Annotated in this window: 9 protein-coding genes; 3 read left to right on the top strand and 6 right to left on the bottom strand. The window is 64.9% G+C overall.

Annotated elements, in window-relative coordinates:
- Nucleotides 1–74: 74 nt before the first annotated feature.
- Both KCG88_RS13485 and KCG88_RS13480 read left to right on the top strand, forming a co-directional pair.
- Nucleotides 75–1043: a LysR family transcriptional regulator gene (locus tag KCG88_RS13485; protein WP_047283991.1), complete on the top strand. Its 969-nt coding sequence runs from the start codon at nt 75–77 to the stop codon at nt 1041–1043.
- A 569-nt stretch (nt 1044–1612) separates the two neighbouring features.
- Nucleotides 1613–2587: a D-glycerate dehydrogenase gene (locus KCG88_RS13480; RefSeq protein ID WP_011059355.1), complete on the top strand. Its 975-nt coding sequence runs from the start codon at nt 1613–1615 to the stop codon at nt 2585–2587.
- 89 nt (nt 2588–2676) lie between these two features.
- Here the strand turns inward: KCG88_RS13480 and KCG88_RS13475 are convergent, their stop codons facing one another.
- A complete protein-coding gene (locus KCG88_RS13475; protein WP_210712534.1) occupies nt 2677–3618 on the bottom strand; it encodes a DMT family transporter in 942 nt (313 codons plus the stop codon).
- 154 nt (nt 3619–3772) lie between these two features.
- Here KCG88_RS13475 and KCG88_RS13470 point away from each other — a divergent pair, with 154 nt between their 5' ends.
- Nucleotides 3773–4648: an AraC family transcriptional regulator gene (locus KCG88_RS13470; protein ID WP_210712533.1), complete on the top strand. Its 876-nt coding sequence runs from the start codon at nt 3773–3775 to the stop codon at nt 4646–4648.
- An 11-nt stretch (nt 4649–4659) separates the two neighbouring features.
- Here the strand turns inward: KCG88_RS13470 and KCG88_RS13465 are convergent, their stop codons facing one another.
- The 5 genes from KCG88_RS13465 to KCG88_RS13445 form a co-directional block, all read right to left on the bottom strand.
- Complete coding sequence (locus KCG88_RS13465; RefSeq protein WP_047335739.1) at nt 4660–5709, bottom strand: hypothetical protein; 1050 nt, start codon at nt 5707–5709, stop codon at nt 4660–4662.
- Entirely contained in the window at nt 5709–8144 is a 2436-nt protein-coding gene (locus tag KCG88_RS13460) for a TonB-dependent receptor (RefSeq protein WP_047283986.1), read from the bottom strand. The genes KCG88_RS13465 and KCG88_RS13460 overlap by 1 nt, the downstream gene beginning before the upstream one ends.
- 298 nt (nt 8145–8442) lie before the next feature.
- The gene (locus KCG88_RS13455) at nt 8443–10146 is read right to left on the bottom strand and encodes a bifunctional metallophosphatase/5'-nucleotidase (RefSeq protein WP_210712532.1); all 1704 of its coding nucleotides are present in this window, start codon (nt 10144–10146) and stop codon (nt 8443–8445) included.
- Nucleotides 10147–10283: 137 nt separating this feature from the next.
- Nucleotides 10284–10928, bottom strand: a complete 645-nt coding sequence (locus KCG88_RS13450) for a MotA/TolQ/ExbB proton channel family protein (RefSeq protein WP_047335737.1) — start codon at nt 10926–10928, stop codon at nt 10284–10286.
- A gap of 28 nt (nt 10929–10956) precedes the next feature.
- Nucleotides 10957–13197: a TonB-dependent receptor gene (locus tag KCG88_RS13445; protein WP_052914292.1), complete on the bottom strand. Its 2241-nt coding sequence runs from the start codon at nt 13195–13197 to the stop codon at nt 10957–10959.
- Nucleotides 13198–13200: the final 3 nt, after the last annotated feature.

Raw genomic sequence — 13200 nt, 5'->3', positions numbered from 1 at the left:
TTGGTCGTATCCCTGTACGCCTGTAAAAACAGAAACTTCGTGTCACAATTTGCAATCTCCCTTGAGAGCACCCCATGGACACCTTGCAAAACATGCGCGCCTTCAGTTGTGTTGCCGAAGCCGGTAGTTTCACGGCCGCCGCGGTGCAGCTGGACACCACCACCGCCAACGTCTCGCGCGCCGTCTCCAATCTAGAGGCGCACCTGCAAACCCGCCTGCTCAACCGCACGACTCGCCGCATCGCCCTGACCGAGGCCGGCAAGCGCTACCTGCTGCGCTGCGAGCAGATCCTGGCCTATGTCGAAGAAGCCGAGGCCGAGGCCAGCGACGCCCACGCCCGCCCCGCCGGGCAGTTGAAAGTGCACACCATGACCGGCATCGGCCAGCACTTCGTGATCGACGCCATCGCCCGCTACCGCAAGACCCACCCGGACGTGACCTTCGACCTGACCATGGCCAACCGTGTGCCGGACCTTCTGGACGAGGGCTACGACGTGTCCATCGTCCTGGCCCGGGAGCTGCCGGATTCGGGGTTCGTCTCCCAGCGCCTGGGGATGACCTACAGCATCGTCTGCGCCTCGCCGGCCTATGTGAAAGCCAACGGCTGCCCGCAAAAGCCCAGCGAGCTGCTGAACCATGCCTGCCTGCGCCTGGTGAGCCCGGTGATTCCCCTGGAGAAGTGGACCTTCGACGGCCCGGAAGGCCAGGAAATGGTCACCATCAACAGCTCGCCGTTCCTGGTGAACTCCGCCGATGCCATGAAGACTGCGATCATCAGCGGCATGGGGGTCGGGGTGTTGCCGGTGTATGCGGCTATAGAGGGTTTGCGCACCGGCACCCTGGTGCGGGTGATGCCCAAGTACCGCTCCCAGGAGCTGAACCTGTACGCCATCTACCCGTCGCGCCAGTACCTGGACGCCAAGATCAAGACCTGGGTCGAATACCTGCGCGGCTCGCTGCCGGAGATCCTCACCGCGCACCAGACGGAACTGGCGGCCTATGAACTGAGCGGCAGCCTGACCGGCGCACGCCTGGCCACCTGACCACGGGGCGCCCCGCCCAGACCACCGCCCCACCTGTAGGAGCCGGCTTGCCGGCGAAGAAGCCCGCACGTCCTGTGCAAACCGGGATGCCGCCTTCGCTGGCAAGCCAGCTCCTACACGATGTACGCCCCTCCCCCAAACGCCGGCCCATCCCCCGTAGGAGCCGGCTTGCCGGCGAAGAGGCCCGCACATCCTGCGCAAGCCTGGATGCCGCCTTCGCTGGCAAGCCAGCTCCTACACCATGTACGCCCCTCCCCCAAACGCCGGCCCATCCCCCGTAGGAGCCGGCTTGCCGGCGAAGAAGCCCGCACATCCTGTGCAAACCTGGATGCCGCCTTCGCTGGCAAGCCAGCTCCTACACGATGTACGCCCCTCCCCCAAACGCCGGCCCATCCCCCGTAGGAGCCGGCTTGCCGGCGAAGAAGCCCGCACGTCCTGTGCAAGCCTGGATGCCGCCTTCGCTGGCAAGCCAGCTCCTACACATGCAGGCTCGTGGCGGGGTGCTTTGGTGGCGGCGGCAAAAATGTTAGCGTGCTTGGCATTCTCCCCGCCTGACGAGCCTTCGCGCGATGAAAAAGACTGTACTTGCCTTCAGCCGCATCACCCCCGAGATGACCGAACGCCTGCAACAGGATTTCGAGGTCATAGTGCCCAACCCCAAGCACGGGGACATCGCCGCGCAATTCAATGAAGCCCTGCCCCAGGCCCACGGCCTGATCGGTGTCGGCCGCAAGCTGGGCCGTGCGCAGCTGGAAAACGCCGCACGCCTGGAAGTGGTATCGAGCATCTCGGTGGGCTACGACAACTATGACCTGGCCTACTTCAACGAACGCGGGCTGATGCTCACCAACACCCCGGACGTGCTCACCGAAAGCACCGCCGACCTGGCCTTCGCCCTGCTCATGAGCAGCGCCCGCCGAGTGGCCGAGCTGGACGCCTGGACCAAGGCCGGGCAATGGCAGGCCAGCGTCGGCCCGGCACTGTTCGGCTGCGACGTGCACGGCAAGACCCTGGGCATCGTCGGCATGGGCAACATTGGCGCGGCCATCGCCCGCCGTGGGCGCCTGGGCTTCGGCATGCCGATCCTCTACAGCGGCAACAGCCGCAAGGCGGCCCTGGAGCAGGAGCTGGGGGCGCAGTTTCGCAGCCTGGAGCAACTGCTGGCGGAGGCGGATTTCGTCTGCCTGGTGGTGCCGTTGAGCGAAAAGACCAAGCACCTGATCAGCCATCGCGAACTGGCACTGATGAAGCCCAGCGCGATCCTGGTGAACATTTCCCGCGGGCCGGTGGTGGATGAACCGGCGCTGATCGAAGCCTTGCAGAAGGGCCAGATCCGTGGCGCCGGCCTGGATGTGTACGAGAAGGAACCGCTGGCGGAGTCGCCGCTGTTCCAGCTGAAGAACGCAGTGACCTTGCCGCACATTGGCTCGGCCACCCATGAAACCCGCGACGCCATGGCCGCGCGCGCCATGAGCAACCTGCGCAGTGCCCTGCTGGGCGAGCGGCCGCAGGACCTGGTCAACCCGCAGGTGTGGAAGGGCTGACCACGCACGGCCCATCCCCCCTGTAGCCGCTGCCGAGCCTGCGAGGCTGCGAAAAGGTCCGCAGGACCTTCAGCGATAGCCCGGCAGAATCAGGTCGCCCGGTTTTGCGACGGCTGCGCCGCCGTTCGCAGCCTCGCGAGCTCGGCAGCGGCTACAGAGGCAGGTTTGGGTTTGCGAAACACCAGGACGTTGCCCAGCATCACCAGCACCAGCCCGGCCAGCGCCGGGGCGGTCCACTGATAGCCTTCGGCAAAGGCCGAGACGTTCAGCGCCACCACCGGGAACAGCACGGTGCAGTAGGCCGCGCGCTCCGGGCCCATGCGCCCCACCAGGGTCAGGTAGGCGGTAAAGCCGATGACAGAGCCCGGAATCACCAGGTACAGCAGTGAGCCGATGTAGCGGGTGCTCCATTCCACATCGAAGGCGATGCCCTGGAACAGGCAATACACCGCCAGCATCGTCGCGCCGTAGGCCATGCCCCAGGCATTGGTGGTCAACGGCTTGAGCCCGGCTTTCTGCTGCAGGCTGGACAGCATGTTGCCCGCCGAGAAGCACAAGGTGCCCAGCAGGGCCAAGCCCAGGCCCAGCAGGGTTTGCGGGCTGGCACTGTGGCCCACCAGCTCCGGCCAGAACAGCAGCCCCAGCCCCAGCAGCCCCAGGCCGCCGCCCAGCAGCACGTTGCGGGCGATCTTCTGGCCGAAGAACACCCGCGCATTCAGGGCGTTCCACAGGGTCGCGGTGGAAAACACCACGGCGACAAGACCACTGGGAATCCACTGGCTGGCGTGCAAAAAACACATGAAGTTGATGCAGAACAGGCACAGGCCCTGGGCCAGGCAGATCAGGTGGCCACGGCGGTTCATTGGCTGCAGCTTGCGGCTGAGCAGCAACAGGACGAACAGCACCAGGGCCGCCAGGGCGAAGCGATAGACGATGGACACCGGAATCGCCACCACCCCCAGTTGCAGTTTCAGGGCGATCCAGGTGGTGCCCCAGATCAGCACGGTCAACAGGTACAGCGATAGGTTCATGGCGCGACTCCTTTGTCAGGACTGCAGTGTCACGCCCCGCCGGCCTTGTGCGCTTGCACAAACTTGCGCTTTTTATCCGCCCGGGGCTGGCAGCGCACGGGCTACGGAGTAGCATGCAGAACACCGGCAGCCGCACCCATGTTGACGCCCCACCATGCACGCACTGGATACCCTGCAAGTCTTCCAAGCCCTGAACCGCTCGCCCAATGCTCGCCTGGAGCACAGCGCCGAGCTCGGTGACGGCTTGTCCGCAGCCTTGTGGAGCAACCATCACGATGCCCAGGAGTACGAGGCCCCCAGCCATCACACCCTGTCCTGCTACCTGGCCGGCGGCACCGGCACCTTCCGCCGCGACCAGCCGGGCAGCAAGGGCGGCCCGGGCAAGTTGTGCATCCTGCCCGCCGAGCACCAGTCGGCCTGGGTGATCAACGGTGATATTCGCCTGGCCCATCTGTACTTCAGCCCGGAGCAGTTCGCCCTGGGCTGCATCACCCTGCTGGATCGCGAGCCCCGGGAACTGCAACTGCGCGAAAGCACCTTTCTCGACGACCCCGAGCAGACCCAACGCTTTGCACAGTTGGTCCGCCTGAACTGGGACGAACCCGGCGAGCGCCTGCTGACCAGCAGCCTGGCCCACGAGATGCTCAGCCATGCCTTGCTCAATCAAGTGGGCCTGCGCCAGGGGGCCCGGCTCAAGGGCGGGCTGGCCGCACACCAGCGACGGCTGCTGGTGGACTACATCGACAGCCAGCTGGACGCACCCCTGAGCCTGGGCCAGCTGGCGGGGTTGTGCGCCCTCTCCGAATACCACTTCGCCCGCATGTTCCGTGCAAGCTTCGGCCTGCCGCCCCACCAATACCTGCTAGCCCGACGCCTGAGCCGGGCCCGGCACCTGCTGCGCACCACCGCCCAGCCCCTGGGCGAGATTGCACTGGCCTGTGGTTTTGCCAGTGCCAGCCACTTCAGCAATCGCTTCCGCCACGCCTTGGGGGGCACGCCGGGAGACTACCGCCTGGCGTTCCTGCGCTAGCGCCCCAGGCCCTAGGGCGCCAGGGTGAGCACCTTGAAGGTATTGGCATGAAACAGCGGGTCCGGCTTGGGTTCGGCCGGGCTCGCGGCTGGCTGGGTGAAGTCCATGGCCGCCAGGTAGACCCGCCGGGTACGCGGGTCGAACGCCATGTTGTAGGCCATGGGCTGGGTGCTGACGCTACCCAGGAGCTGGTAGCGGTCGGCATCGAGCTGGGCGACGACGCTGAGGTTGGCGTCCACCCCGCTGGCGATCAGCAAGCGCTGGGCCTGCGGGTCGTAGGCCAGGGCGTTGACGTCCCGGGTAATGGGCAGGCTGGCTTTCAGCGCGCCGTTGTCGCGGTCGAGCACCAGCAGCACTGGCCGTTCACCACGGCAAGCGACGAACAACCGCCCCCGTTGTTCATCCTGGGCCAGGGCACTGGGCCGCGGGCAGTCGGGGTATTGCCAGCGGTCCAGGACCTTGAAGCTGCTGGAGGACAGCCGCGCGACGATGCCCTCATCGCGCATCGGCAAGAAGAAACTGCCATCGCCCTTGAGCAGCAAGGGGTCGATCTTCTTCACCGCCAGCTCGTGGGCGGCGGTGATACGCTCTTCCTTGGGATCGAAGACGAACAGGGTGGAACGATCGGCCCGGCGCCCGCTGACAATGATCACCTGCCCGGTGCGCGGCTCGTACACCGCGCTGTTGAGGTTGCTCTGGGTCACGGTGATGCGCTTGAGCGGCTTGAATGTGGATAACTCCACCACCCCCAGGCTGCCGTCGGTGTTGAGTACCAGCAGGCGGTCCAGCTCCGGTACCAACACCACACCATTGGCGCCCCGGGACTGTTCGAGGGTGCGCACCGGGCGCTGCTTGTCCACATCGAACACGCTCAGGCCGTTTTCCCGGCGGGCCAGGAACAGGTAAGGCCGGGTCGGGTCCAGGGCGATAAAGCCCCAACTGCTGCCGGAGCCCGGCAGTTGCACTTGCTGTTCGCGGTGGTACAGGCGCTCATCCGCCGGCGCGGCCGCCTGGGCCACGCCACAGAACGCCAGGAGCACACTCAGGGTCAGGGCTTTCATCAGAACTCCAGGGTGCTGGACAGCGACACTTGGCGAGCGTCCCCCAGGGACACGAAGTACTTGCTCACCGAAGAGGTGTAATAGGTCTTGTCGAACAGGTTCTTCACGTTGAGCTGGAACTTGACCTTCTGCCCTTCGACCCGGGTGTCGTAGGTGGCGAAAGCATCGGCCACGGTGTAGCCCGGCAGGTCGAAGCTGTTGGGCGCATCCCCGGCGCGTTCACCGACATAACGGGCACCGGCGCCGACCCGCAGGCGGTCGCCGCCGATCAGGCTGCCGAAGTCGTAGACCGCCGACAGCGAGCCGGTGTTCTTGGCCACGTTCTGCAGTTGCTTGCCCTTGTACTGGGTGTCCTTGGTCACCTCGGCGTCGGTGTAGGCGTAGCTGCCGATCAGGCTCCACTGGTCGGTGAGCTGCCCGGTCAGGTCCAGCTCCAGGCCCTGGGAATGCACTTCACCGGCCACGCTGGTGACAGTCTCGGAGGCCGTGGCGGTGGTCACCAGCACATTGCGCTTGGTGATGTCGAACAACGCCGCACTGGCAGTGATGCGCCCTGGAATGTCGAGCTTGGCTCCCAGTTCCCAGGACTTGGCTTCTTCCGGTGCGATGGAGCCGTCCAGCACCACGCTGCCGCCGGCCAGCTGGGCAATGCTGGAGTTGGGTTTGAACGACTCGGTGTAGCTGCCGTAGAACGACAGCTGGTCGGTGTAGCGGTACACCAGGCCGGCGCGGGGCACGAACTTCTGCCCGTTGCTGTCGGTATTGGCGTGGAACGGCCGGCCCTTGCCCGCGTACTGGTCGTACTCCTGGAAACGCCCGCCGCCCACCAGGATCCACTGGTCAGTGAGGTGGATGGCATCCTGGAAGAACAGCGAGTCACTGCGCAGCAGGTCGGTCTGGTCGCTGTCCGGGGCGCTGACGTTGGTCCCCGCCACTTGCTGGCCATACACCGGGTTGAGGTAATTGAAACTGGTGTTCTTGCCGCGGATCAGGTCGGCGCGGTAGATCTTGCGGTACTCGTCGTCCAGGCCGAACACCAGGTCGTGCTGCATGCCGCCCAGTTGCACCTTGCCTTCCAGGCTGACGGTGGCATAGCGGTCGGTGGTCAGGGCATTCTTGGTGCCGTCCATGGTCCGGGTCAGGGTGCCATTGGCGTTCACCGCGGTCAGGCGCACCTGGCTGGCGTCGTAGGTTTCACGGTTCCAGCTGTAGCCCAAGTGGGCCTTCCAGTCGTCGCTGAGCTCGTGATCGACCTCGAAACGATACAGGTCCGAACGCCCTTCCATGTTGTTGAACGGCTCGTCCAGGCGCCGGGTGGCCGGGATGTCCAGCGGGTGGTTGGTCTTGGGGTCGATGGCCGTGCCGCGGTCGAACGGGGTCAGGAATTCGCGATGCTCATAGGCCAGCAGCACCTTGGTGCGCTCGCCGTACCAGGCCAGGGACGGTGCCACCAGGGATTCGCGGTGGGTGCCGAAGTTGCGCCAGTAGTCTTCGTCTTCGTGGTCGACGATCAGCCGGTAGGCCAGCCCGGAATCCCCCAGCGGCCCGGTGGTGTCCAGGCTGCCACCGCTGCCGTTCTTGCCCGAACCGTAGGTCGAGCCGCGCACGGTCAGGGCCGTGGACTGCTGCAACTCGGGTTTCTTGCTGACGATGTTGATCACCCCGCCCGGGTCCTGGATGCCGTACAGCAGGGAGGACGGGCCCTTGATCACTTCCACGCGCTCGGCCGTGGCGTTGAGGGAGCGCCCCTGCACCACCGGCATGCTGTCGCGCATGATCGAGCCGTTGCGGTTGTCGCCGAAGCCGCGCAGCAGCACCGCGTCCTGAGTGCCGCCCAGGGTGTTGGTCTGGGTGATGCCACTGACGTTCTTCAGGGCGTCATCCAAGTTGCGCGGGGTCTGGTCGCGCAGCACCTGGGCCGGGATCACGTTGATGATCTGCGGGATTTCCTGGTTCAGCGCCTGGGTGCGGGCCACCGAGGTGGTGGCCGGCGGCTGGTAGCTGGTGCTTTCGTCGACGCCCTGGGTGGTGATGCTGGAAGTCCCCAGGTTCAGCCCGGCACCTTGGGGCAGGGGTTCGAGAACCAGGGTATGGGCGTCACTGTGGCGATAGGTGAAACCGGAATTGCCCAAGAGACGCTGCAAGGCCTGATCGGCACTGAGCTGGCCAGTGACGGCCGGGGCCTTGAGGTTGTAGGGCGCCTCGTCGGTGTAGACCACGCTGATCCCGGTGACCCGGGTGAAATCGCTCAGGGCCTGGGGTAGCGGCTTGGCTGCGATGGCGAAGTTGAACAGCGCACTGTGCTGCTCGCTGCCGGCCTGGGCCGCCAATGCCACGCTCAGGGGCAGCAGGGCCAACCCCGAAACCACCAGCGCCGAAGCGCCGAACCACCGTTTGACCGAACCGTTTACCGCCGAATTTGCCCTGGACTTCATGCTGGAGACTCGTGTGTAAAAGCACCTTGAATGCGAATTAGTCGCACTTTCAAGCACTACACGTATGTCGCAGGCAAAGACCTCAGCATTTTTTTGAAAATATTTTCAGGCCGGCAAAAACGCCTCCCGCCCGATGCATCCCCTGTAGCCAGTGCCGCAGGCTGCGATCGGGCTGGGCGGCACTCAGGCGAAGATCGAGGCGCTTGTGAGGCCGCAGGAGGCTTGACGGAAGACCGTCAAGCAAGGCCCTGCGGACCTTTTCGCAGCCTCGCAGGCTCGGCAGCGGCTACAGCGCTCGTTACAGGGATCGCTGGATGCGCCCGGCACTGGTGCTGGAACCCACGGGCTTGCCCTGCTGATCCATGTCCTTGAGGTAGTGCAGCATCGCCTCCAGGTCGCTGACCCCCAGGTCGCTGCGGTTGCGGCCGCTCTTGAACAGGCTGAAGCGGTCGCCGCCATCGGCCAGGAAGCCGTTCATCACCAGCCGGTAGTTCGCGCCGGCCTGCAGCGGCTTGCCGTTGAGGCGCACGCTGCCGGGTACGACACGGCTGTCCGGCGGGCGCTTGGGGTCCCAGCGATAGGTGAAGCCCTGGGACACTTGCAGGATGTTGGCATCGTCCGCGCCCTTCCATTGCTGGTTGAGCACCTGTTCGATCTCTCGGCCCGTGAGGTCGAAAGCGATCAGGTTGTTGTTGAACGGCTGCAAGGTCGCCAGTTGCCCGTAATTGACCTGGGTCTGCCCGGGCTCCAGGGCCAGGTCGCTACGAATGCCGCCGGTGTTCATGAAGGCGATCTGCGCGCCATTGGCCCGGCCGCCGGCCAGATGGGCGTCGGCGATCAGGTCGCCGATGGGCATTTCCCCGGCCGCGTCGGCGCGCCGGGCAATCGGCGAGGCGGCAATCGCCCCCACCGGCTTGAGCAGCACCTGGTTGCTGCGGGCCTCGACCTCCTGTTGCAACTGCGCCAGGGCCGGGTCCTGTGGATAACGGGCCGGATCGGCCACCAGGTTGAGGGCCTGGATGCTCGCCACCCGGTGCTGGCCCGGGGTCACTTGCAGGGTCAGGTGGGTCAGCAGGTGGCCGTAGGAATTGCCCTGGGTCACCAGCAGCGGCCCGACCTTGCACAGGTAGCCCTGGTGCGAGTGGGCGCTGATCAGCACGTCCACCGCCGGGTCCAGGCGCTTGGCAACGTCGACGATATCGCCGCCGAGCTGCGAGCAGTCCTGCTTGTCGAACGGCTCCGGGGTCGAGCCGCCCTGGTGCACCACGGCGACGATGGCGTTGACGCCCTGGGCATTGAGTTCGGGGATCAGCTTGTTGATGGATTCGGCTTCGTCGGCCACCTGCAAACCGCGCATGCCCTTGGCGCTGACCACCGAGGCCACGTCCCGCAGCACCGCCCCCACAAAGGCCACCTTGACCCCGCGCACCTCTTCGATGCGGTAGGCCGGCAGCAACGGCTTGCCGGTGTCGCTGTCCAGCAGGTTGGCCGCCAGGTAGGGGAAGCCGCTGCCGGCATAGTTCGGGCGGAACTGGCAGGCCTTGTCCGGCCGCGACGACTGGCAACCGCCGTTGAGCTGGCGCAGGAACTCGGCCTTGCCGTTGTCCAGTTCGTGATTGCCGATGGCGCTGAGTTTCATGCCCATCTGGCGCAGGGCGTCCAGGGTCGGCTCGTCGGCCCACATGGCCGACAGCGGCGGGCTGCCGCCCACCAGGTCGCCGGCGCCGATGAACAGCAGTTGCGGGTCCTGCTGGCGCAGTTGGGCAAGCATGCCGCCCAGGGTCGCGATGCCGCCGGCCGCAAGCTTGCGCACGCCGCCCGGAGCCTGGGGGTCCTTGTAGCTGAAGGGGTTGGCTTGCAGGTAGCCGTGCAGATCGTTGATGGCGACGATGTTCACCGCCACCGGTTGCGGCGGTTCAGACAGCGAGCTGCAACCGGCCAGGGTGACCAGGGCCAGGGTCAGTGCCCCCAGCAGCCGGGGCATGGGACGAAGACGGGACATGAAAGAAATCCTTGGTAGATCAGCGAAAAAAAAGCCGCTGGCGCAGGCCGATCAGGCAGAGAACAGCGCTAGGGAACAGCGCCGGCTTCGCCGTCGATCGCAGCCCGTGCCCGCGGCAGCGGCTACAGGTCAGGTCATCAGGCAGGTTGCAGGTTGCCGTGGACCACCTGGGATGCTGGCGGGGCTTTCAGCGCGGTGCCCATGCCGGCGCGCAGCAGCAGGATCTTCAGGTGGTCGGTGATGCGCTCGACCCGGTCCTGGAAGTGGTTGTGGAAGATCATGCTGCCCAGGGCAATGGCGATCCCCAGGGCCGTGGCGTACAGCGCGGTGCCGATGCCCTTGGACACTTCGCCCGGGTCGCTGACGCCGGTCTCGGCCAGGGCCTTGAAGGTGTCGATGATCCCCAGGATGGTGCCCAAGAGGCCCAGCAAGGGCGCAGCGGTAACCACGGTTTCCAGCAGCCACAGGCCATGCATCAGCTTGCTGCGGGTGGCGATGTAGATCGACTCGCTGAGGTCTTCCAGGTCTTTGTGGCTGGCCAGCCCCTGCTTGTGGGCAAACAGCTCGGCGACCATTTCCAGGGGCAGGCTGTTGCGCTCGCGCAGCGGGGCGGGCAGATCGTCGACGCTGTGCATCTTGGGGTTGAGCACGGTCTCCAGCTTCTTCGCCTGGCGCAGGCTGAAGCTGAAGTAGATGCCCCGCTCCACGGCGATGAAGGCGGCAATCGCGGCAGCGCCGTACATGGTGTAGAAGGTGATGTCGTGCAGCAGATTCATGTCCATCGTCATTTCCTCTTGTGCCTGAATCGAATCAGAACGCAGCTTCCAGGGAGACCATCGCGGTGCGTTCTTCACCCACGTTGTAATAGGCGGTGCTTGGCGCCAGGCCATTGGTCCTTACCGAGTTGAAAGACACGGTGCGTACCGACGCCAGGTATTCCTTGTCGAACACGTTGAGCATCGAGAAGCGCAGGGTCGCGGACTTCAGCACCTTCTTGTCCACCGGCAGGTGGATACCGGCATTGAGGTCGAACACGGTGCGCCCGGAGATCTTCTCGTCGTTGGTCAGGTCGCCGTAGAAGGCGCCGACGTACTTGCCCACCACGTTGCCGTAGTAGAGCGAATCGTCGTAGCCCAGGCTCAGGTTGAACATGTTTTCCGGAACGTTGGTCAGCTGTTTGCCGGACGTCGGCAGCAGCACGTTCTTGTTGGTCAGGTCATCCATCTGCTCGGACTTGGTGTAGGTGTACGAGGCGTAGTAGTTGAAGTTGTGTGGCAAGAGGCCGCTCCACTCCAGCTCCAGGCCACGGTTCTTCACTTCGCCGACGTTGGCCACGACGTAGTCGCCATTGAGGTCGGTGGTGGAGATCTGCCGGTCCTTGAAGGTGATGTAGAACAGGGTCGCGCTCAGGGCCATGTTCTCCTCGCTGTAGCGCCAGCCCAGTTCCTGGTTCCAGCTCAGCTCGGGTTTCAGGCTGATGGAATCACCCTTGTTGTAGAGCACGTAGTTGGGTGGCGTGCGCATGTTGCGGGTGACGTTGTAGAACGCCTGGTTGTTCGGGTCCACCTGGTACTTGGCGTTGAAGCTGGGCAGGAACTGGTGGTACCTGGCGTCGCGTTTTTCCGGCTTGTCGGTGAGGCTGCCCAGGTTGTTGCCATCGCGCTCCACGTACTGGTAAGCCAGGGCTCCGGTGAGGGTCAGGTCCGGGGTCGCCTGCCAGGTGTCCTGCACCCAGAGTTTCTGCGCCGGGGTCACGGTGTACTGGTGGCGGCCCTGGACCGTCGCGCCATTGCGGTCCACCAGTTGGTCGGAGCCGTTGTAGTCGCCCCAGACGTTTTCCGGAGCGCCGTTGCCCTTGATGCCGATGAAGGGCTGGGTCTGGCGCTGGCGGGCGCGCTCGTACCAGTAGCCCACGTCCAGGCTGTGCTCTTCGTTGAGGTCCCACTTGAGCTTGGTGGTCATGCCGGGGCGCCAGGTCTCGGTCCACGAAGGCCGGTAGTAGGTGCCGCTGGGCAACCCGCTCAGGTCATAGTTGCCGGCCCGGCTGGAGGTGCTGGACAAGGTGGTGGCGGTCTGGCCGCTGAAGCTGCCGCCGTTGGACCAGACGTAGTACGGGTTGAAGGTCAGGCTCAGGTCGTCGCGCAGCTGGAAGCGCTGGGTCACCGAGGCGGTCACGCTTTCGAAGGGGTTGCGGTTGAGCTTGTAGGACTGGGACACGCTGCCGTTCTTGAACACGGTGTTTTCCGAGTAGTCCAGGCGCCGGCCCTGGGTCTGGAACTGGGACTTGCTGACGCTGTTGTAGTTGTAGTTTTCCTGCAGGTTGTATTTGACGATGGCGTTGGTGGAGTTGCCGTTGCCGTCTTCGAACAGGGTGTTCCACTCGATCTTGTCGGCCCGCAGGGTGCCCTTGCCCTTCCACTTGTCACCTTCGGTATGGGACGCCGAGACCCAGGTCTTGAAGCCCCCCAGCTCGCCGGTGTTGAGGCGGGCAAAGGATTTGCGCAGGTTGTTGGAACCCACAGACTGCTTGACGAACACCCCGAAATCCTTGGTCGGGCGCACGGTCACCAGGCCGATGTTGCCACCGCTGGAACCGATGTGCGGGCCGTCGGCTTCGGACGAACCCTGGGTGACGAAGACTTCACTGAAGTTCTCCGGGTCGCCCATCAGGTTCGGGTAGATGCTGTAGTCGCCCGAGTCGTTGATCGGGAAACCATCGGCGGAGAGCCCGACCTGGTCGGAGTTCATCCCGCGCATGGTGAAGTTGGTGCCGCTCAGGCCCGAGGCGTCGGTGCTGGAAACGTTGATCCCCGGGGTGTACTTGAGCTTGTCCACGGCGTTGGCGGTGGGGGCCATCTGATCCATGGCCTCCTTGGTCACGGTGGAGCGGCCCTTGGCGCTTTCTTCCTTGATCATGTGGCCGTTGCCCAGGGTCTGTTTACCGGCAACGTTTACCGAACCTACGTCCACGGTATCGTCGGCCAAAACCAGTGGCGCAAAACTGCCCAGGCCCGATGCCAGAAGCAGGGCATAAAGTTTATTGATCTTCACGGG

The sequence above is a fragment of the Pseudomonas sp. MWU349 genome, assembly GCF_017947325.1.
GTDB classification, from domain to species: Bacteria; Pseudomonadota; Gammaproteobacteria; order Pseudomonadales; family Pseudomonadaceae; genus Aquipseudomonas; species Aquipseudomonas protegens.
The sequence above is the reverse complement of the archived record's forward strand: the minus strand, read 5'-3'. Positions and strand labels throughout refer to the sequence as shown.